The sequence below is a fragment of the Nocardioides scoriae genome, from assembly GCF_900104965.1.
Taxonomy (GTDB): domain Bacteria; phylum Actinomycetota; class Actinomycetes; order Propionibacteriales; family Nocardioidaceae; genus Marmoricola; species Marmoricola scoriae.
Genome location: NZ_LT629757.1, coordinates 3,828,160 through 3,846,468 on the forward strand (window position 1 = coordinate 3,828,160; position 18,309 = coordinate 3,846,468).

The following is an 18,309-nucleotide window of genomic DNA, read 5'->3' on the forward strand; positions in this document are numbered from 1 at the left end:
CGTGAGCGACGACAGCATCCGCGTCGAGCTGGTCGCCGCCGACCGCCTCGTGTGGTCGGGCGACGCCACGCGCATCATCGCCCGCACCACCGAGGGCGACGTCGGCATCCTGCCCCACCACGCGCCGATGCTCTCGCTGCTCGTCGACGGGGTCGTGGACATCCAGACCACCGACGGCGAGACGTGGGTCGCGGCCGTGGACGCCGGCTTCCTCTCGGTCGCCAACAACCGCGTCTCGGTGCTCTCCGAGCGCGCGGAGATGTCGCACGAGATCGACCTCGAGCAGGCCCGTCACGAGCTCCAGCGCGCGAAGGACAGCGGGGAGAACGACGACGAGATCCGTGCCGAGGTCAGCCGCCTCGAGGCCCGCGTGCGGGCCGCCGAGACGGCGTCCTGACGCCGCAGGACACCGCACCGACCAGCAGGGCCGTCCCGGGTGACCGGGGCGGCCCTCGGTCGTCCCGGGGCGTCTCCTAGTCTGTGCACGCACACCCATCGGCGGAACGAGGGAACGAATGGCGTGGTGGCTGTGGCTGCTCGACTCGTTCGGCGTGCTGCTGCTGCTCCTCCTCGTCTTCGGGGTGGTGCTCGTCGTGCGCCGCCGGTTCCTGGCGCGCAACGGCGGCACCTTCGAGCTGAGCGTGCGCGACCCCTCGAACCCCGAGGGCAAGGGCTGGGCCCTGGGCCTGGGCCGCTACCGCGACGACTCGCTCGAGTGGTTCCGGATCTTCTCGCCGCTCCCGCGGCCGCGCCAGACCTGGCGCCGCAACGACCTCGCCCTGGTGACCCAGCGCGAGGCCGACGACCAGGAGGTCTACGCGCTGTACGCCGGCCACGTGGTCGTCGTGTGCTCGACCCCGCACGGTCCGACCGAGCTGGCGCTGAGCCCGAGCTCGCTCACCGGCCTGCAGTCGTGGCTCGAGGCCGGTCCGCCCGGCTCCCGGCCCTCGCGCTAGCCGCGCCGGGCGCTCAGCGCTGCTGGCCGCGCTCGCCGCCCGGCACCCACAAGACGTCGCCGTTCTCGCGGTTGGCGTGGCGGGCCAGGATGAACAGCAGGTCCGAGAGCCGGTTGAGGTAGCGGATCGCCGCGACGTTCATGGTCTCGGCGTGCTCCTCCCAGGCCGTCCAGGCCGACCGCTCCGCGCGGCGGCACACGGTGCGGGCGACGTGGAGGTGGGCCGCGGCCGGGGTGCCGCCGTTGAGGATGAACGAGCGCAGCTTGGGCAGTTGCTCGTTGTAGTGGTCGCACCACGCCTCGAGCCGGTCGACGTAGTCGGGCTCGATGCGCAGCGGGGGGAACTCGGGGTCCTCGACGACCGGGGTGCAGAAGTCGGCCCCGACGTCGAACAGGTCGTTCTGCACGTGGGTGAGGACCTCGACGACGTCGGCGTCCAGGCCGCCGCTGGTCAGCGCCACCCCGAGGTGCGCGTTGGCCTCGTCGACGTCGGCGTAGGCGCGCAGCCGGCTGTCGGTCTTCGAGGTCTCGCTCATGTCGCCCAGTCGCGTCGTGCCGTCGTCGCCGGTGCGCGTGTAGATGCGCGTGAGGTTCACCATGGCGCCAGCCTAGAGAGCCGACCCGCCCGCGCGGCGGCCCGGTGTGACGCAGTCCTCCACCTCGACCTCTGGCCAGGTGCCTGCCCGTCCGTTTGGGTGGGGGCGTGACCACCACCCGCTGCGAGCACTGCCCCCACGAGTGGCACGGCCTGCGCTGCTCCCACGAGGCCGTGGTGCGGACCGGCTGGTCCATGGTGCGGGAGACCTGCTCCTGTGCCCACTCCCGGCTGCCCGGGTCGGACTAGCCTCGGGCGGTGCCCGACGCCCCTCCTGCCGCCCCCGGCCCGGTCCTGGGTGGTGCCCGCCGGATCCTCGTCTACGGCGTCACCGGGTCCGGCAAGTCGACCCTGGCCCGGCAGCTGTCCGACCTGACCGGGATCGGCTGGACCGACGTGGACCACGAGTGCTGGCGGCCCGGCTGGGTGCAGGTGCCCGCGCCGGAGCAGCGCCGGTTCTTCGAGGACGTGTGTGCACGGCCCGCCTGGCTGCTCGACACGGCGTACGGCACCTGGCGCGACGTGCCCCTGGCCCGGGCCGACCTGGTGGTGGCGCTCGACTACCCCCGGTGGGTCTCGCTGGCCCGCCTGGTGCGGCGCACGACGGGACGCGTGGTGCTGCGCCGCCGCGCGTGCCACGGCAACCTCGAGTCGCTGGGCCGCACGGTCGGCCAGGACTCGATCCTGCGCTGGCACGTGCGCTCCTTCGACCGCAAGCGGGCGCGGATCCGCGAGATGGCCGCCGATCCGCTGGGTCCGCCCGTCGTGCGGCTGAGCTCGCCGCGGGAGACCGCGAGGTGGCTCGCACGGCAGCGGGAGCGACTCGGTTAGCCTCACGCCCATGGGGAGCTTCAGGGTGGTCTCGGACGGTCCGTTCACCCGGCCGCTCTCGGGCACGGTGCACGTCGGCGGCGCGAAGAACTCCGCCCTCAAGCTGATGGCGGCCACGCTGCTGGCGCCGGGCCGCTCGGTGGTCCACAACGTGCCCCACATCCTCGACGTCGCCGTGATGGGGGAGCTGCTCGAGCAGCTGGGCTGCACCGTCGAGATCACCTACCCGCCGCAGGTCGACCCCTCGACGGCCTCGACGTCGGGACGCGCGGTCATCGACGTGCCCGAGACCCTCGCGCACGAGGCGCCCTACGAGCTGGTGCGACGGCTGCGCGCCTCCATCGCCGTCCTGGGGCCGCTGACCGCGCGCTGCGGCCGCGCCAGCGTCGCGCTGCCCGGGGGCGACGCGATCGGCTCCCGCGGCCTGGACATGCACATCCGCGGGCTCGAGGACCTCGGTGCCCGGGTGTGGGTCGAGCACGGCCAGGTCGTCACCGAGGTGGCCGACCGGTTGGTCGGCGCCGAGCTGTCCCTGGACTTCCCCTCGGTCGGGGCGACCGAGAACCTGCTCATGGCCGCGGTGCTGGCCCAGGGCTCCACCACGATCGACAACGTCGCGCGCGAGCCCGAGATCATCGACCTGTGCCAGATGCTGGTGGCGATGGGCGCCCGGATCGAGGGCATCGGCAGCTCGGCCCTCGAGGTCGAGGGCGTCGGTCGGCTGCACCCCGTCGAGCACCGCACCGTCACCGACCGCATCGTCACCGGCACCTGGGTCTTCGCCACGGCCATGGCGGGCGGCGAGCTGTTCGTGGCCGGCGGCACGGCGGCCCACCTCCACATCGTGCTCGACAAGCTGGTCGGCGCGGGCCTCGAGCTGGACCTCGAGGACGACGGGTTCCGGGTGCGCTGCGAGCGGCGGCTGCGCTCCTTCGACGTCGCGACGCTGCCCTACCCGGGGTTCCCCACCGACCTGCAGCCCTTCGCGATGGCGACGGCGGCGGTCTCCGAGGGCACCGCGATGATCACCGAGAACGTCTTCGAGGCGCGCTTCATGTTCGCCCAGGAGCTGGCCCGGCTGGGGGCCGACCTGCGCACCGACGGCCACCACGCGGTGGTGCGCGGGGTGCCCGTGCTCTCGGGCGCCCCCGTCGTGGCCCACGACATCCGCGCCGGCGCCGCGCTGATCCTGGCCGGCCTGGCCGCGCAGGGCACCACGGTGGTGGCCGAGGGCCACCACGTCGACCGGGGCTACCCGGCCTTCGCCGAGGCGCTGGCCTCCGTGGGCGCCGACGTCACCCGCCTCGACGACTGACCCGGACCAGGACGGGGCCCCCGACCAGGTATCTCCCGAGCGTCCCCGCGCGTCCTGGAACCAACCCGGCGCTTGCTGCGTCGACACTGGGTGAGGGCAACTCGAGGGGTGGTGCTCGTGGAGCACACGACGAAGGACAACACGATCGCGGTGTCGGGCACGCTCGACGGCCGCTGCACCGCGGAGCTCCGCGACCGGCTGAGGCGGGCGCTGGCCGAGCACGACCTCGTGGTCCTCGACCTGACCGACGTCGAGTCCGTCGACGTGACCACCCTCAAGCTGCTGGCCGCCGCCAGCCGCACCGCGCAGCGGCAGGGTCGCCGGCTGGTGCTCCGCGGCGCGAGCAGCGGCGTACGACGGCTGCTGCACCTCTCGCACCTGCGCGGCCTGGTGGCGCTCGAGCCGACGCCGCGCCTGCCCGTGTGACATCGTCCACGTGTGACGCAGCGCACATCAGGTGACCGGCCGGTAGCCATCAGCCCTAACCTCGGGCCATGAGCGAGACGCCAGCACGCAGGCCCGAGAAGGACCGTCCGTGGGTGATGCGGACCTACGCCGGCCACTCCTCGGCGGCGGAGTCCAACAAGCTCTACCGCAACAACCTCTCCAAGGGCCAGACCGGGCTCTCGGTGGCCTTCGACCTGCCCACCCAGACCGGCTACGACCCCGACTCGCCCCTGGCGCGCGGCGAGGTCGGCAAGGTGGGCGTGCCGATCCCGCACCTGGGGGAGATGCGCCGGCTCTTCGAGGACATCCCGCTCACCACGATGAACACCTCGATGACGATCAACGCCACCGCGATGTGGCTGCTGGCGCTCTACCAGGTGGTCGCGGAGGAGCAGAACCCCGAGCTCGCGCCCGCCGAGGTCGCCGCGCAGCTGGCGGGCACGACCCAGAACGACATCATCAAGGAGTACCTCTCCCGCGGGACCTACGTCTTCCCGCCGGAGCACTCGCTGCGGCTGATCTCCGACGTGATCGCCTACACGGTCCACGAGATCCCGAAGTGGAACCCCATCAACATCTGCAGCTACCACCTGCAGGAGGCCGGTGCGACGCCGACGCAGGAGCTGGCCTACGCGCTGTGCACCGCGATCGCCGTGCTCGACGCCGTGCGCGACTCCGGCCAGGTCTCGCCGGAGGACTTCGAGAAGGTCGTGGGGCGGATCAGCTTCTTCGTCAACGCGGGCGTGCGCTTCGTCGAGGAGATGTGCAAGATGCGCGCCTTCGTCGAGCTGTGGGACGAGATCACCCGCACCCGCTACGGCGTGACCGACCCGAAGATGCGTCGCTTCCGCTACGGCGTGCAGGTCAACTCCCTGGGCCTGACCGAGGCGCAGCCGGAGAACAACGTGCAGCGCATCGTGCTCGAGATGCTCGGCGTCACGCTGTCCAAGGACGCCCGGGCCCGGGCCGTGCAGCTGCCCGCCTGGAACGAGGCGCTGGGCCTGCCGCGGCCGTGGGACCAGCAGTGGTCGCTGCGCCTGCAGCAGGTGCTGGCCTTCGAGTCCGACCTGCTGGAGCACGAGGACCTGTTCACCGGGTCGGTGGTCGTCGAGGCCAAGGTCGCGCAGATGGTGGCCGACGCCCGCGCCGAGATGGATCGCGTGCAGGCGCTCGGCGGTGCCATCGCGGCCGTGGAGTCGGGCTACATGAAGCAGGCGCTGGTCAGCTCGCACGCCGCCCGCCGGGCCCGCATCGAGAACGGCGACGAGGTGGTGGTCGGGGTGAACCGCTTCGAGACCACGGCCACCTCGCCGCTCACCGCCGACCTCGACGGGGCCATCCAGGCCGCCGACCCGGAGGCCGAGCGCTCGGCCGTGGCGGGCCTGGAGCGCTGGCGGGCCGAGCGCGACCAGGAGGCGGTCGACCGTGCCCTGGCCGACCTGGCGGCCGCGGCCAAGACCGACGCCAACCTGATGGGGCCCACGCTCGCCGCGGCCCGCGCCGGCGCCACCACCGGCGAGTGGTCGGGCACGCTGCGCGAGGTGTTCGGCGAGTTCCGCGCCCCGACCGGGGTCTCGGGCGCCGTCGGGGTCGCCGAGGCGGGGGAGGAGCTGACCGCGGTGCGCGAGCAGGTCCGCGCCACCGGCGAGGAGCTCGGCGGGCGGCTGCGGCTGCTGGTCGGCAAGCCCGGTCTCGACGGCCACTCCAACGGCGCCGAGCAGGTGGCCGTGCGGGCCCGCGACGCCGGGTTCGAGGTCGTCTACCAGGGCATCCGGCTGACCCCGCAGCAGATCGTGGCGGCGGCGGTGGCCGAGGACGTCCACTGCGTCGGCCTGTCGATCCTCTCCGGCTCCCACATGGAGCTGGTGCCGGACGTGCTGGAGCAGATGCGCGCGGCCGGCATCGACGACGTCCCGGTGATCGTCGGCGGCATCATCCCGGACCGCGACGCCCGGGCACTCAAGGAGCTCGGCGTGGCCGCGGTCTTCACGCCCAAGGACTTCTCGCTGACCCAGTCGATGGCAGGGATCGTGGCGGCGATCCGGGAGGCGCACCAACTGGTCTAGCACGTCTGCGGTCCTCGATGGCACCTGTTCAGGGCATTCCGGACACGCCCTGTCGTATCGCCCTCGGCTGACACCTCCGCGCCGTACTGTGCGGATGGATCAAGCGGCCGGTGCTGCCGGCTGTCTCGGGCAGGTGAGCAAGGACAGACGAGGATGCTGCAGCTGCACAGCGACGAGCCGTGGGACTTCGACGTGCTCACCACGAGCGTGGAGAAGTCCGACGACGCGCTGGTGGTCACCGACGCGGACGGCACGGTCGTGCTGGCCAACCCGGCGGCCGGTGCGCTGCTCGGGCTGCCCGCCGAGTCGTTGACCGGCCTGTCGGTGGACCGCTTCGGTCGCACCGCGATGCACGTCTTCCAGCGCGCCGCCGCCCAGGCCGTGGCCGACACCGGTGTCGAGGTGACCGTCCGCGGTGCCGAGGTGCGCGACCTCGCGGGTGCCGTGCACCACGTCGACCTCACCATGACCCCGACGATGACCGAGCAGGGCCGGCTGGTCACGATCAGCGTGCGCGACTCCTCGGAGAAGTACCAGCAGACCCGGCTCTTCCGCGGCCTGCTCGAGGCCGCGCCCGACGGCATGGTCATCGTCGACCGCGACGGCATCATCACCCTGGTCAACGCCCAGGTGGAGCAGATGTTCGGCTACCAGCGGGCCGAGCTGGTCGGCGAGCCCGTCGAGATCCTCGTGCCGGACCGCTACACCGGCATGCACATGGCCTTCCGCAACGGCTACGTCAGCGAGCCCCGCAGCCGCCCCATGGGGCTGGCCGGCGACCTGCACGCGCGTCGCAAGGACGGCTCGGAGTTCCCCGTCGAGGTGACGCTCTCGCCGCTGGAGACCGAGGAGGGGCTGCTGGTCTCGGCGGCCGTGCGCGACATCTCCGAGCGCCGCCGCCTCCAGGAGGAGAACGACCGCGTCAAGGACGAGTTCTTCGCCACCGTCTCCCACGAGCTGCGCACGCCGCTGACCTCGATGATCGGCTACGGCGAGCTGATGACCGACCTCGAGGAGCTCAGCCCGCAGGGCCGGCGCTTCCTCTCGGTCATCATGCGCAGCGCCGAGCGCGAGCTGCGCCTGGTCGACGACCTGCTCACCCTGGTGGCGATCGAGGAGTCGGGCCTGGCCATCCGGTCGGCCGAGATCGACCTCGAGCGGGTGGTGCGCGAGGCCGTGGAGGCGGGTCGGCCGCGGGCCGAGGAGTCGCAGCTGACGCTCTCGTGCGAGACGCCCGGCGCGGCCGTGGCGATGTACGGCGACCGCGACCGCCTCGGGCAGGCCATGGACAACCTGCTCTCCAACGCCATCAAGTTCACCCCCGCCGGCGGACGGGTCCGCGTGGTGCTGCGCCCCGAGGGCAGCCAGGCCGTCATCGACGTCGTCGACACCGGCGTGGGGATCGGTGACGAGGACCCCGACCAGCTCTTCGAGCGGCTGTTCCGCGCCCCCACGGCCGTCGCCCAGCAGACCCCCGGCGCCGGCCTCGGCCTCACCATCGCGCTGGCGATCGTCGAGGCGCACGCCGGCACCATCGAGGTCGTCCGCGGCGCGGGCGAGGGCACGACCTTCCGGATGACGTTCCCGCTGCGGCGCAGCGAGGACTGAGCGCCCTGCGGGGCGCGGCCGGCCGGCCCGCTCAGAACAGCCGCTGGCTCGGGTCGTCCATGCCGCGGAGGGCGTCGTAGTCCACGACCGCGCACGCGATGCCGCGGTCGGTCGCGAGCACCCGCGCCTGGGGCTTGATCTCCTGGGCGGCGAAGATGCCGGTGACGGCACCCCTGCGCGTCAGGGCGGGGTCGCGGTTGAGCAGCTCGAGGTAGCGGGTCAGCTGCTCGACGCCGTCGATCTCGCCGCGGCGCTTGATCTCGACCGCGACCGAGCGGCCGCCGGCGTCGCGGCACATCAGGTCGACCGGGCCGATCGCCGTGGGGAACTCCCGGCGCACCAGCACGAGGCCCTCCGACAGCGTCGCGGGGTGCTCGGCGAGCAGCTCCTGGAGGTGCTTCTCGACGCCGTCCTTCTGCAGCCCGGGATCGACGCCGAGGTCGTGGCGGGAGTCCGCGACGACCTCCTCGATGAGGATGCGCAGCGAGTCGCCGCTCTTGGCCTCGACCAGCCACTCGGTCTGGCCGTCCTCGGAGAGGCCCTCCTTGACGGTGCACGGCGGGCTCATCCAGTTGAGCGGCTTGTAGGAGCCGCCGTCGGAGTGGACCAGCACCGAGCCGTCCGACTTGAGCATCAGCACCCGGGTGGCCATCGGCAGGTGGGCCGTCAGCCGTCCCGCGTAGTCGACCTGGCAGCGTGCGACGACGATCCTCACGGGCGTGGAATCTACCTGCCATGCTGGCGACGTGGAGCAGCAGCGGGTGGTCGTCGTCGGTGCCGGGGTCGTCGGGCTCACCTGCGCCGTGCGGCTGGCCGAGGCGGGCCGGCGCGTCGACGTGGTCGCGCGCGACCTGCCGCGCGAGACGACCTCGGTGGTGGCGGCCGCGCTCTGGTACCCCTACCGCGCGCTCCCGCAGGACCGGGTCACCGCGTGGGGCGCGACGGCGTACGACGTGTTCGCCGGGCTCGCCGAGGACCCCCGCACCGGCGTGCGGATGCTGCCCGGCACCGAGGTGCTCTCCCGGGCCACGCCCGACCCGTGGTGGGCCCCGGCGGTGCCGCGGCTGGAGCGCGTCGCCGCCCCGGGGTCGTACGCCGACGCCTGGTCGTTCGTGGCACCGGTCGTCGACATGCCGGTGCACCTGTCGTGGCTGGCCGCGCGGCTCGAGGAGCTGGGCGGCACCCTGACCCGGATGAGCCTGGGCGGGCTGCCACCGGTCCGCGACGACGAGGTCGTCGTCGACTGCGCGGGGATGGGCGCCCGGCTGCTCGCCGCGGACACGGGCGTCCACCCCGTGCGCGGCCAGGTGGTGCACCTGGCCGGGGTGGAGCTGGAGCGCTGGTGGCTCGACGCCGACGGTCCGACGTACGTCGTGCCGCGCGGCGAGGTCGTCGTGGTCGGTGGCACCGCCGAGGAGGGGGAGTGGAGCCGCACCCCGTCGCCCGAGACGGCCACCGCGATCCTGCAGCGGGCCACCCGGCTGGTGCCGGAGCTGGCCCGCGGCACCGTCGTGCTGCACAAGGTGGGGCTGCGTCCGGCGCGGGCGCAGGTGCGGCTCGAGGCCGAGGGCCGGGTGGTGCACAACTACGGCCACGGCGGCGCCGGCGTCACGCTCGGCTGGGGCTGCGCGGCCGAGGTCGTGGGCCTGGTCGAGGGCCTGCTGGGGTGAGGTCGACGTGACCGGAGCCACACCGCTACTGGCCGGTCACCCGTGGCAGGATGCCCGGCATGAGCACCGGGACACGTGAGTTCAGGACCATCGGCGTCGTCGGCCTCGGCACCATGGGGGCCGGGATCGCGGAGGTCTTCGCCCGGCACGGCTACGACGTGGTCGGCGTCGAGGTCGACGAGGACGGCGCCGCCCGCGGCCGCCAGCACCTCGAGCACTCCACCGCGCGGGCGGTCAAGCGCGGCAAGCTGAGCGAGGCCGAGCAGGCCGAGCTGCTGGGCCGGGTCCGCTTCGCGACCTCCATGTCGGACCTGAAGGAGGCCGACCTCGTGGTGGAGGCGGTCGTGGAGTCGCTGGCGATCAAGAAGGCGATCTTCAAGGAGCTCGAGGACGTGGTGCGCCCCGACGCCGTCCTGGCCACCAACACCTCCTCCCTGTCGGTCACCGAGATCTCCACCGCCAACTCCCAGCCCGGCCGCGTGGTGGGCGTGCACTTCTTCAACCCCGCGCCGGTGCAGGGCTTCGTCGAGATCGTCCGCACGGTGGTCACCGACCCGACCGTGCTCGAGGACGTCTCCGGGCTGGTCCGCAGCCTGGGCAAGAACCCCGTGGTCTGCGGCGACAAGGCGGGCTTCATCGCCAACACGCTGCTGTTCGGCTACCTCAACCACGCCGCGTCCATGTTCGAGGGCCGCTACGCCTCCCGCGAGGACATCGACGCCGCCATGCGCCACGGCTGCGGCTACCCCATGGGCCCGCTGGCGCTGCTCGACCTGATCGGCCTCGACACGGCGTACGAGATCCTCGAGACGATGTACCGCCAGGGCCGCGACCGGCTGCACGCCCCGACCCCGATCCTCAAGCAGATGGTCACCGCGGGCCTGCTCGGCCGCAAGTCGGGCCGCGGCTTCTACTCCTACGAGTCGGCCGACTCGCCCGTGGTCGTCCCCGACGACCGCACCCCGGACGCCTCGGACGCCCCGCAGCTGCGCCACGACGTGCGCCAGGTCGGCGTCGTCGGCACCGGCACCATGGCCACCGGGATCGTCGAGGTCTTCGCCAAGGCCGGCTTCGAGGTGACCTACGTCGGTCGCAGCGCCGACAAGGTCGCCGGTGTCAGGGCGACGATCGAGCGCTCCCTCGACAAGGCGATCCAGCGCGGCAAGCTCGAGGAGTCCGCCAAGGCCGACGTGCTCGGGCGCCTCACCGGCAGCACCTCCCTCGACGACCTGGCCCAGGCCGACGTCGTGCTCGAGGCCATCGCGGAGGACCTCAAGGTCAAGACCACGCTGTTCGAGAACCTCGACGAGATCTGCAAGCCCGGCGCGATCCTGGCCACGACGACCTCGTCGCTGCCGATCATCGAGTGCGCCGCCGCCACCGACCGGCCGCGCGACGTCGTCGGCATGCACTTCTTCAACCCCGCGCCCATCATGAAGCTGGTCGAGGTCGTCTCGACGGTCGCGACCAGCGACGAGGTGACCGAGACGGTGCGCGCCCTGTGCGCGCAGATCGGCAAGGTGGCGGTCTCCTGCGGCGACCGCGCCGGCTTCATCGTCAACGCGCTGCTGTTCCCCTACCTCAACGACGCGATCAAGATGCTCGAGGCGCACTACGCCACCGCCGACGACATCGACACCGCGATGAAGCAGGGCTGCGCGCTGCCGATGGGTCCCTTCGAGCTCCTCGACGTGGTCGGCAACGACGTCTCCCTGGCCATCCAGCGCGAGCTCTACCTGGAGTTCCGCGAGCCGGGCTTCGCGCCGGCGCCGCTCCTGGAGCACCTGGTGACCGCGGGCTACCTCGGCCGCAAGACCAAGCGCGGCTTCCGGGACTACAGCAACCGCTGAGGGCCGCCCGCGCGGAAGAGGTCGCGCAGCAGGCAGACCTCGGCTCCGTGGTGCAGCAGCTCGCGGTGGACGTGGAGCACCAGCGCCGCCATCGGCTCCTCGGCGAACGGTCCCTCGGAGGGGCCGCACGGCTCGGCCAGGCCGGCCTCGCCGAGCGCGGCCACCCCGGCCGTCCAGGTCGCGCAGCCGTCGTCGAGCTGCTGCAGCGCCTCGGCGGCGGTGCCGGCGTACTCCCAGTCGCGGTAGCTCGTCGGCGGTGCCCCGAAGTGGCCGGCGTTGCGCTCGGCGAGCACGCCGACCACCACGTGGCCCAGGCGCCAGGCGATGGTGGTGACGGGCGCGGGGTCGGGCTCGGGGAACGCGAAGTCGATCGTGTGCGCGCCCGTCCCGGCCTGCACGGGCGCGTCGGAGGTGCCGCGCGGGTGCACGCCCCAGCAGCCGGGGACCGGCTCCCAGTGGTACTCCTCGTCGGTGAGCCCCTCCAGGCGCGGTCGCAGCTGGTGGGTCCAGTGCCACCGGAGCTGGTCGAGCAGCAGTGGGTTCCAGGTCAGGGGAGCGGGGCTGGTCGTCCGTCCGGTCGTCATGGACCCACCCTCGCGCAGCACGAGGACAGGAACTGTCCGCAGTGCCGGGCAGGATGGGGTCCATGACCGGCACCACCGAGCGCGTGCTCCAGCTGCTCTCCCTGCTCCAGTCGCGACCCGTGTGGTCCGGCGCCGAGCTGGCCGAGCGGCTCGGCGTCACCACCCGCAGCATTCGGCGCGACGCCGGGCGGCTGCGCTCGCTGGGCTACCCGGTCGAGGCGACCCACGGCTCCGGGGGCGGCTACCGGCTCGGGGCGGGACGGGCGCTCCCGCCGCTGCTGCTGGCCGACGAGGAGGCGGTCGCGGTGGCGGTCTCGCTGCGGCTGGCGGCGGGCGGCACCGTCGCCGGGGCCAGCGAGGCGGCGGTGCGCACCCTGGCCAAGCTCGACCAGGTGATGCCGCCCCGCCTGCGCAGCGAGGTGCGCGCCATCACCGACGCCACGGCCACCCTGGTCGCCACGACCGACCAGGTCGACGGCGAGCTGCTGCTGCGCACCGCGCGCGCCTGCCGCGACCAGGTGCGGCTGCGCTTCGGCTACCGGGCCGGCGACGGCACCACCAGCGAGCGCCGCGTCGAGCCGCTGCGGCTGGTGGCCACCAGCCGGCGGTGGTACCTCGCCGCGTGGGACCTCGACCGCGACGACTGGCGCACCTTCCGGCTCGACCGGATGAGCGAGGTGGAGGCGACGACCTGGCGCTTCGTGCTGCGCCAGCACCCCGACCCGGTCGAGCTGGTGCAGCGCTCGGTGACGGCCGCGCCGTACCGCTTCGTCGCGGTGGTCCGCCTGCACGCCCCGCTGGCCGTGGTCGCGGACCAGGTGTCGGCTCAGACCGGCCGGCTGGAGGCCGACGGCGAGGACCACTGCGTGCTGACCGCCGGTGGCGACGACCTCGGCGGCATCACCGGCTTCCTGCTGTCGCTGGGCCACGAGCTCGACGTGCTGGAGCCCGAGGAGCTGCGGGAGGCCTTCCGGGCGAGCGCGGGCCGGATGCTGCGCGCGGTTCAGCCCCGCGGGTAGCCGCGCCGCACGGTGCGGTCGAGGATCCCGAGCGTGCCCTTGAGGGCGGTCTCGGAGATGACCGGGAACAGGCCCTTCTCCACGAGGTCGGGCCGGGCGTCGCTCCAGTCGTAGTACGACGTCACCCGGGTGCGGCTGCCCCCGTCGAGCGGCTCGAGCCGGTAGCCGTAGACGTGGCGGATCGGCGGCTTGACGGTGCCGACGATGGTCCAGGCGAGCTCGCGGTCCTCGGCGTACGCCGTGACGTGGACCTCGACGTCGTAGCGGCCCATCGGCAGGTCGCCCAGCGACTCGCGGTCCATGTGGACGGTGAAGGTGTCGCCGACGGCCCCCACGAGGTCGCCCTCGGCGTCCTGGAGCATGCCGGAGGCGTCGATGGCCACGTGCCCCTGGGGGTCGCGCAGCACCGCGAACACCTCGGTGGGGGTGGCGTCGACGGGGCGGCTGACCTCGATGCGGGTGCGGTCGGACGGCGGGGTGCTCATGGGGGAAGTGTGCCAGCGCTCCCGACGTACGCTGGAGGCATGACGGCCCTCTGGTTCCTCCTGGTGCTGGCACTCGGCTCCGGCCTGCTGTGGTGGGTGCTCCAGCGCAGCAAGGCCCGGGAGCTGGCGCGCAAGGAGGCCGAGCTGGCCCCGGTGCGGCAGCTGGTCTTCGAGGACGTCACCGCGCTCGGCGTGGAGCTCCAGGACCTCGACCTCGACCTCGCTGGTCGCCAGCTGACGCCCGGGGAGAACTCCGACTACCAGCGCGCGCTGGACGCCTACGAGGCCGCCAAGAAGGCCGGCGACGCGATCACCTCGCCGGACCAGGTCAAGCACGTCACCGAGATCCTCGAGGACGGCCGCTACGCCATGGCGTGCGTCCGGGCCCGGGCGGCGGGGGAGCCGCTGCCGGTGCGGCGCCCGCCCTGCTTCTTCGACCCGCGCCACGGCCTCTCGGTGGAGGACGTGGCCTACGCCCCGCCCGGCGGCGCCATCCGCGACGTCCCGGCCTGCGCGCTGGACGCCGAGCGCGTCAAGGTCGGCGCCGAGCCCGACATCCGCAAGGTGATGGTCGGCTCCCAGCGGGTGCCCTACTGGCAGGGCGGCCGCGCCTACCAGCCGTACGCCGCGGGCTACTTCGGCGCCTTCGGGCCGATGGACTGGATGTTCATGGGGCTGCTCTTCGGCGGCGGCTTCGACGGCCTCGGCGAGGGCATCGGTGCCATCGGGGAGGGCATCGGCGAGGGGATCGGGTCGATCGGGGACGGGATCGGCGGCATGTTCGACGGCGTCGGCGACATGTTCGACGGGTTTGACTTCTAGCTCCGGACGGCCCCTCGGTGACGCCCAGGGGCACGAACCAGACATTGGCACGTTCCAAAAGGTGATTTTCCCGTAACGAACCGTCAATCTGCCGGTGACCTCGGCGGGTCAGTCTTGATCCATGACCATGACCCAGGCTTCCCCCGTCGCCGACCCGACGCTCGCCGCCACCACCTCCGCCTCCCGCCGGCGGGAGGGTGCCACCCGCGACCTCGCCGTCCGCCACCTCCAGGGCGTCAGCTCGCTGCTGTCCACCCGGGACGACCTGCGGGGCGTGCACGCCTTCGCCGACGTGGTGGAGGAGTCGGTGCGCTGGTCGGCCTGATCCCCGGCTGATCCCCGGCGTGTCCCCGGCTGGTCCGGGCTGGTCCCGGGGGTGAGTGCCCGCGGTGGCACCATGACGCCTGTGCCCACCATCCGCGCCAACTCGGTCCTGCCCGCCCGCCGCGAGCCCGTCGACCTGCAGACCGCGGACGGCCTGCACCTGGTCGCCGAGCTGGCCCTGCCGCTGGACCGCGACCCCGTCGCCACGCTGATCTGCCTGCACCCGCTGCCGACCCACGGCGGCATGATGGACAGCCACGTCCTGCGCAAGGCCGCCAACCGGCTCCCGGCGCTCGCCGACCTGGCCGTGCTGCGGTTCAACACCCGCGGCACCTGGAGCGAGCAGGGCACCAGCGAGGGCAGCTTCGACCACGCCGACGGCGAGCGCTTCGACGTCGCCGCGGCCATCGAGCACGCGGAGTTCCACGACCTGCCCGACATCTGGCTGCTGGGCTGGTCCTTCGGGACCGACCTCGCCCTGATGCACGGCCTCGACCCGGCGGTCACGGGCGCGATCCTGCTCTCACCGCCGCTGCGCTTCTCCACGCCCGCCGACCTCGAGCGCTGGGCGGGGTCGGGCAAGCCGGTGACCGCGCTCGTGCCCGAGCACGACGACTACCTGCAGCCCGACGCGGCCCGCGAGCGCTTCGCGCCGCTCGCCCAGGCCGAGGTGGTGCCGGTCGCCGGCGCCAAGCACCTGTGGGTCGGGGACGCCGAGACCGTGCTCGACGAGGTCGTGCGACGCGTCAACCCAGCCGTCGCGGTGCCGCTGCCGCGGGAGTGGGACGGCCCCATGGAGGTCGCCGACACCAGCGCCTACAACGCGCACAACCTCGGCGCCTACCAGGACACCCCGGTGCCCCAGCCGAAGGGCTGACGCACCGGGGCGCAGGTCCCGGGTCGAGCGGGTGGCTCAGTCGTCGTCGGAGCCGAAGCCCGCGACCACGTCGCGCAGCTGCGAGAGCTGCGAGGTGATCGAGTCGCGACGGCGCCCGAGGCGGTCGACCTCGGCGCGCAGCGCCTGCAGCTCCCGCTCGGAGTCGGCGTGGCCGCTGTTGCGCAGCGCGTCGGCCTGCTTCTTGGCGGCGCTGACGATCTGCTCGGCCTCGCGGCGAGCCCGGCTGACCAGCTGCTCGGACTCCTGCTCGGCCTGCTCGCGCGCGGCGTTGGCGGCGTCGATGGCCTCGGTCGCGCGCTTCTCGGCCGCGTCGGCACGGGCCTGGGCCTCGGCGACCAGGCGCTGGGTCTCGGCGGTGGCCGCGTCGTGGTTGGCGGCCGCCTCGCGGGTCAGCCGCTCCTGCTCGACCGCGAGCTCGCGGCGGGCCTCGGCGACCTCGCGCTCGGCGGCGGCCCGGGCGGCCTCGGCCTCGCGGGCGGCGCCGGTGCGCAGGGCGTTGGTCTCCTGCTCGGCGGCGAGGCGGTGCTGCTCGGCCTCGCGCCTGGCGTTGGCGAGCCGGTCGTCGGCCTCGGCGAAGGCGCGCGAGCGGTGCGCCTCGATGTCGGCCATGGTGCGGCTGCGGGTCTCGTCGAGCTCGCGGGTCTGCACGATCCGCATGTCCTCGGCGTCGGCCTCGGCCTGCGACTTGGTGGCGGCGGCGTCGCGCTGGGCCTGCTGGCGGACCTGCTGGGCCTGGGCGTTGGCCTCGTCGACGACCTCGGCGGCCTGCTCCTCGGCGAGGCGCAGCATCTCGTTGGCGCGGGCCCCGAGACCGGCGTACGTCGGGTTCTCGTGCTCCTCGACCTTGGTCCGCAGGTCGTCGACCTCGGACTCGAGGGCCTGCAGGCGGCGCTGGGACTCACCGAGGCTGGCCGAGAGGCCGGCCTTCTCCGAGGCCGCGGACCGCACGAAGGCGTCCACGGCGGCGGTGTCGTAGCCGCCGCGGCGCACGGTGGGCAGCTGCGGGGCCGAGGAGGTGGAGCCCGGGCGCTGCTCGGCCGAGGCGCGCTGCGGCGCCGGGGCAGCGGGGCGCGACGGCGCCGCCTGCTGGTTCGACTGCGGGGCCGGGCGCGCGGCGGGCTCGGTCGAGCGCTGCGTGGGGGCCTGGGGGCGCGACTTGGTCTGCGTGGCCTGCGGCTGCTCGGCCGGGGCGGCCTTGGCGCCGCGGTCGACGGCGGGGATCACCTGCGTGGTGTCCTCCGACGAGTCACTCGAGTCGCCGGACGAGTCGCCGTCGTGGTCGAAGATGGACAGTCCCTGGTTGCTCATAGAAGTTCCTCTGGTTCCCCGTGTGGTGTGGCCGCCGGCACCCGGGCTGCGCCCGTCCCGCCGTACGCCGTCCAGTGTCGCCCACGCGTGCGACCGATGCCCGTCCCGGCTCGCGCGACGCGCCGGGGCAAAAGGTCCGGGCCCCGGCTCCCCACGCGGGGAGACCGGGGCCCCGGGTGGAGGAACCGGGATCAGACGCCGCGGAAGGCGTTGATCTTGTCCAGGTGCGTCGCCCGCAGCTCCTCGTCGCGCACGCCGAGGCCCTCCTCGGGCGCCAGGCACAGCACCCCGACCTTGCCCTGGTGCTTGTTCTGGTGCACGTCGAGCGATGCCTGGCCGACCTCCTCGAGCTGGTAGGTCCGCGACAGGGTCGGGTGGATCCTGCCCTTGGCGACGAGGCGGTTGGCCTCCCACGACTCGCGGTAGTTGGCGAAGTGGGAGGAGATGATGCGCTTGAGGTTCATCCACAGGTAGCGGTTGTCGTACTCGTGCATGTAGCCGCTGGTGGACGCGCAGGTGGTGATGGTGCCGCCCTTGCGGGTGACGTAGACGCTGGCGCCGAAGGTCTCGCGGCCCGGGTGCTCGAAGACGATGTCGATGTCCTCGCCGCCGGTCAGCTCACGGATCTTGGCGCCGAAGCGCTTCCACTCCTTCGGGTCCTGGGTGTGCTCGTCCTTCCAGAACTGGTAGCCCTCCTCGGAGCGGTTGATGATCAGCTCCGCGCCCATCTTGCGGGCGATGGCGGCCTTCTCCTCGTTGGAGACCACGCACACGGGGGTGGCGCCGCCGTTGAGGGCGTACTGCGTCGCGAAGCCGCCCAGGCCGCCGGAGGCGCCCCAGACCAGGACGTTGTCGCCCTGCTTCATGTCGCCGCCGTTCCGGCTCACCAGCTGGCGGTACGCCGTGCAGTTGACCAGGCCGGGGGAGGCGGCCTCCTCCCAGGTGAGGTGCTCGGGCTTGGGCATCAGCTGGTTGGCCTTGACCAGGGCGACGTCGGCCAGGCCGCCGAAGTTGGTCTCGAAGCCCCAGATCCGCTGCTGCGGGTCGAGCATGGTGTCGGAGTGGCCGTCGGGGTCCTCGAGCTCGACCGAGAGGCAGTGGGCGACCACCCGGGTGCCGGGCTTCCAGCGGGTGACGCCGGGGCCGGTCTTGAGCACGACGCCGGCCAGGTCGGAGCCGACCACGTGGTAGGGCAGGTCGTGGCGCTTGGTCAGCTCGGAGAGCCGGCCGTAGCGCTCGAGGAAGCCGAAGGTCGAGACCGGCTCGAAGATCGAGGTCCACACGGTGTTGTAGTTGATGGCGCTGGCCATCACGGCCACCAGCGCCTCGCCGGGGCCGAGCTCCGGCAGCGCGACGTGCTCGACGTGCAGCGACTTGCGCGGGTCCTTCTCCTTGGTGGTGAGGCCCTCGAACATGTCGACCTCGTCCTTGCGGACCAGGGCGGCCCGGTAGGACTCGGGGAGCTCGAGGGCGGCGAAGTCCGCCGAGGAGGTGTCGTCGGCCTGGATGGCGTCGAGGATCTGCTGCACGGT

20 protein-coding genes are annotated in these 18,309 nt (G+C 73.1%); 14 read left to right on the top strand and 6 right to left on the bottom strand.

Annotated features, from left to right (window positions below):
- Nucleotide 1 precedes the first annotated feature (1 nt).
- Together BLU55_RS18190 and BLU55_RS18195 are read left to right on the top strand one after the other, a co-directional pair.
- Nucleotides 2-397, top strand: a complete 396-nt coding sequence (locus BLU55_RS18190) for a F0F1 ATP synthase subunit epsilon (RefSeq protein ID WP_091732673.1) — start codon at nucleotides 2-4, stop codon at nucleotides 395-397.
- A 118-nt stretch (nucleotides 398-515) separates the two neighbouring features.
- The gene (locus BLU55_RS18195; RefSeq protein WP_091732675.1) at nucleotides 516-956 is read left to right on the top strand and encodes a DUF2550 domain-containing protein; all 441 of its coding nucleotides are present in this window, start codon (nucleotides 516-518) and stop codon (nucleotides 954-956) included.
- A 13-nt stretch (nucleotides 957-969) separates the two neighbouring features.
- Here the strand turns inward: BLU55_RS18195 and BLU55_RS18200 are convergent, their stop codons facing one another.
- Nucleotides 970-1,554 carry a cob(I)yrinic acid a,c-diamide adenosyltransferase gene (locus tag BLU55_RS18200; RefSeq protein ID WP_091732679.1) on the bottom strand — a complete coding sequence of 195 codons (585 nt, stop codon included), beginning with the start codon at nucleotides 1,552-1,554 and terminating at the stop codon, nucleotides 970-972.
- Between the two features lie 104 nt (nucleotides 1,555-1,658).
- On the opposite strand from BLU55_RS18200, the gene BLU55_RS19570 reads away from it, so the two are divergent.
- The 6 genes from BLU55_RS19570 to BLU55_RS18225 all read left to right on the top strand — a co-directional run bounded on the left by BLU55_RS19570 (nucleotide 1,659) and on the right by BLU55_RS18225 (nucleotide 7,817).
- Complete coding sequence (locus BLU55_RS19570; protein WP_157682940.1) at nucleotides 1,659-1,799, top strand: hypothetical protein; 141 nt, start codon at nucleotides 1,659-1,661, stop codon at nucleotides 1,797-1,799.
- 9 nt (nucleotides 1,800-1,808) lie between these two features.
- Entirely contained in the window at nucleotides 1,809-2,381 is a 573-nt protein-coding gene (locus BLU55_RS18205) for a P-loop NTPase family protein (RefSeq protein WP_197681041.1), read from the top strand.
- Nucleotides 2,382-2,391: 10 nt separating this feature from the next.
- Nucleotides 2,392-3,696 (top strand): UDP-N-acetylglucosamine 1-carboxyvinyltransferase, encoded by a 1,305-nt coding sequence (gene murA, locus BLU55_RS18210; RefSeq protein ID WP_091732682.1) that lies wholly within the window; start codon nucleotides 2,392-2,394, stop codon nucleotides 3,694-3,696.
- 117 nt (nucleotides 3,697-3,813) lie between these two features.
- On the top strand, nucleotides 3,814-4,122 hold the full coding sequence (locus BLU55_RS18215) for an STAS domain-containing protein (protein WP_157682941.1): 309 nt from the start codon (nucleotides 3,814-3,816) through the stop codon (nucleotides 4,120-4,122).
- 68 nt (nucleotides 4,123-4,190) lie between these two features.
- The gene (locus BLU55_RS18220) at nucleotides 4,191-6,209 is read left to right on the top strand and encodes a protein meaA (protein ID WP_091732687.1); all 2,019 of its coding nucleotides are present in this window, start codon (nucleotides 4,191-4,193) and stop codon (nucleotides 6,207-6,209) included.
- 153 nt (nucleotides 6,210-6,362) lie between these two features.
- Complete coding sequence (locus BLU55_RS18225; protein ID WP_091732690.1) at nucleotides 6,363-7,817, top strand: PAS domain S-box protein; 1,455 nt, start codon at nucleotides 6,363-6,365, stop codon at nucleotides 7,815-7,817.
- A 31-nt stretch (nucleotides 7,818-7,848) separates the two neighbouring features.
- Here BLU55_RS18225 and nucS read toward each other — a convergent pair whose 3' ends face one another.
- On the bottom strand, nucleotides 7,849-8,532 hold the full coding sequence (gene nucS, locus BLU55_RS18230; protein ID WP_091732692.1) for an endonuclease NucS: 684 nt from the start codon (nucleotides 8,530-8,532) through the stop codon (nucleotides 7,849-7,851).
- Nucleotides 8,533-8,563: 31 nt separating this feature from the next.
- Between nucS and BLU55_RS18235 the strand changes: the two genes are divergently transcribed.
- Together BLU55_RS18235 and BLU55_RS18240 are read left to right on the top strand one after the other, a co-directional pair.
- Nucleotides 8,564-9,487: an FAD-dependent oxidoreductase gene (locus BLU55_RS18235; protein ID WP_091732695.1), complete on the top strand. Its 924-nt coding sequence runs from the start codon at nucleotides 8,564-8,566 to the stop codon at nucleotides 9,485-9,487.
- Nucleotides 9,488-9,546: 59 nt separating this feature from the next.
- The gene (locus BLU55_RS18240) at nucleotides 9,547-11,337 is read left to right on the top strand and encodes a 3-hydroxyacyl-CoA dehydrogenase family protein (protein WP_091732698.1); all 1,791 of its coding nucleotides are present in this window, start codon (nucleotides 9,547-9,549) and stop codon (nucleotides 11,335-11,337) included.
- On the opposite strand, the gene BLU55_RS18245 is transcribed toward BLU55_RS18240, so the two are convergent.
- Nucleotides 11,322-11,921 (bottom strand): DinB family protein, encoded by a 600-nt coding sequence (locus BLU55_RS18245; RefSeq protein ID WP_091732700.1) that lies wholly within the window; start codon nucleotides 11,919-11,921, stop codon nucleotides 11,322-11,324. The two genes, BLU55_RS18240 and BLU55_RS18245, sit on opposite strands and share 16 nt — an antisense overlap.
- 62 nt (nucleotides 11,922-11,983) lie before the next feature.
- Here BLU55_RS18245 and BLU55_RS18250 point away from each other — a divergent pair, with 62 nt between their 5' ends.
- A complete protein-coding gene (locus BLU55_RS18250) occupies nucleotides 11,984-12,940 on the top strand; it encodes a helix-turn-helix transcriptional regulator (protein WP_091732703.1) in 957 nt (318 codons plus the stop codon).
- Here BLU55_RS18250 and BLU55_RS18255 read toward each other — a convergent pair.
- Complete coding sequence (locus BLU55_RS18255) at nucleotides 12,925-13,425, bottom strand: SRPBCC family protein (protein WP_091732706.1); 501 nt, start codon at nucleotides 13,423-13,425, stop codon at nucleotides 12,925-12,927. The genes BLU55_RS18250 and BLU55_RS18255 overlap by 16 nt on opposite strands.
- Nucleotides 13,426-13,464: 39 nt before the next feature.
- Here BLU55_RS18255 and BLU55_RS18260 point away from each other — a divergent pair, with 39 nt between their 5' ends.
- The 3 genes from BLU55_RS18260 to BLU55_RS18270 all read left to right on the top strand — a co-directional run bounded on the left by BLU55_RS18260 (nucleotide 13,465) and on the right by BLU55_RS18270 (nucleotide 15,448).
- A complete protein-coding gene (locus BLU55_RS18260) occupies nucleotides 13,465-14,247 on the top strand; it encodes a hypothetical protein (RefSeq protein WP_091732709.1) in 783 nt (260 codons plus the stop codon).
- Nucleotides 14,248-14,368: 121 nt separating this feature from the next.
- Nucleotides 14,369-14,572, top strand: a complete 204-nt coding sequence (locus BLU55_RS18265; RefSeq protein ID WP_091732713.1) for a hypothetical protein — start codon at nucleotides 14,369-14,371, stop codon at nucleotides 14,570-14,572.
- 81 nt (nucleotides 14,573-14,653) lie between these two features.
- The gene (locus tag BLU55_RS18270; protein WP_231916950.1) at nucleotides 14,654-15,448 is read left to right on the top strand and encodes an alpha/beta hydrolase; all 795 of its coding nucleotides are present in this window, start codon (nucleotides 14,654-14,656) and stop codon (nucleotides 15,446-15,448) included.
- A 36-nt stretch (nucleotides 15,449-15,484) separates the two neighbouring features.
- On the opposite strand, the gene BLU55_RS18275 is transcribed toward BLU55_RS18270, so the two are convergent.
- Nucleotides 15,485-16,777 (bottom strand): coiled-coil domain-containing protein, encoded by a 1,293-nt coding sequence (locus BLU55_RS18275; RefSeq protein WP_091732719.1) that lies wholly within the window; start codon nucleotides 16,775-16,777, stop codon nucleotides 15,485-15,487.
- Between the two features lie 191 nt (nucleotides 16,778-16,968).
- The gene (gene ccrA / locus BLU55_RS18280) at nucleotides 16,969-18,306 is read right to left on the bottom strand and encodes a crotonyl-CoA carboxylase/reductase (protein ID WP_091732721.1); all 1,338 of its coding nucleotides are present in this window, start codon (nucleotides 18,304-18,306) and stop codon (nucleotides 16,969-16,971) included.
- Nucleotides 18,307-18,309: the final 3 nt, after the last annotated feature.

Coding starts and splice junctions, on each gene's coding strand:
- BLU55_RS18200 (WP_091732679.1), bottom strand. CDS start 1,554: ATGGTGAACCTCACGCGCATCTACACGCGCACCGGCGACGACGGCACG.
- BLU55_RS18255 (WP_091732706.1), bottom strand. CDS start 13,425: ATGAGCACCCCGCCGTCCGACCGCACCCGCATCGAGGTCAGCCGCCCC.
- BLU55_RS18195 (WP_091732675.1), top strand. CDS start 516: ATGGCGTGGTGGCTGTGGCTGCTCGACTCGTTCGGCGTGCTGCTGCTG.
- BLU55_RS18275 (WP_091732719.1), bottom strand. CDS start 16,777: ATGAGCAACCAGGGACTGTCCATCTTCGACCACGACGGCGACTCGTCC.
- BLU55_RS18240 (WP_091732698.1), top strand. CDS start 9,547: ATGAGCACCGGGACACGTGAGTTCAGGACCATCGGCGTCGTCGGCCTC.
- BLU55_RS18250 (WP_091732703.1), top strand. CDS start 11,984: ATGACCGGCACCACCGAGCGCGTGCTCCAGCTGCTCTCCCTGCTCCAG.
- BLU55_RS18220 (WP_091732687.1), top strand. CDS start 4,191: ATGAGCGAGACGCCAGCACGCAGGCCCGAGAAGGACCGTCCGTGGGTG.
- BLU55_RS18265 (WP_091732713.1), top strand. CDS start 14,369: ATGACCATGACCCAGGCTTCCCCCGTCGCCGACCCGACGCTCGCCGCC.
- BLU55_RS18260 (WP_091732709.1), top strand. CDS start 13,465: ATGACGGCCCTCTGGTTCCTCCTGGTGCTGGCACTCGGCTCCGGCCTG.
- BLU55_RS18225 (WP_091732690.1), top strand. CDS start 6,363: ATGCTGCAGCTGCACAGCGACGAGCCGTGGGACTTCGACGTGCTCACC.
- BLU55_RS18245 (WP_091732700.1), bottom strand. CDS start 11,921: ATGACGACCGGACGGACGACCAGCCCCGCTCCCCTGACCTGGAACCCA.
- murA (WP_091732682.1), top strand. CDS start 2,392: ATGGGGAGCTTCAGGGTGGTCTCGGACGGTCCGTTCACCCGGCCGCTC.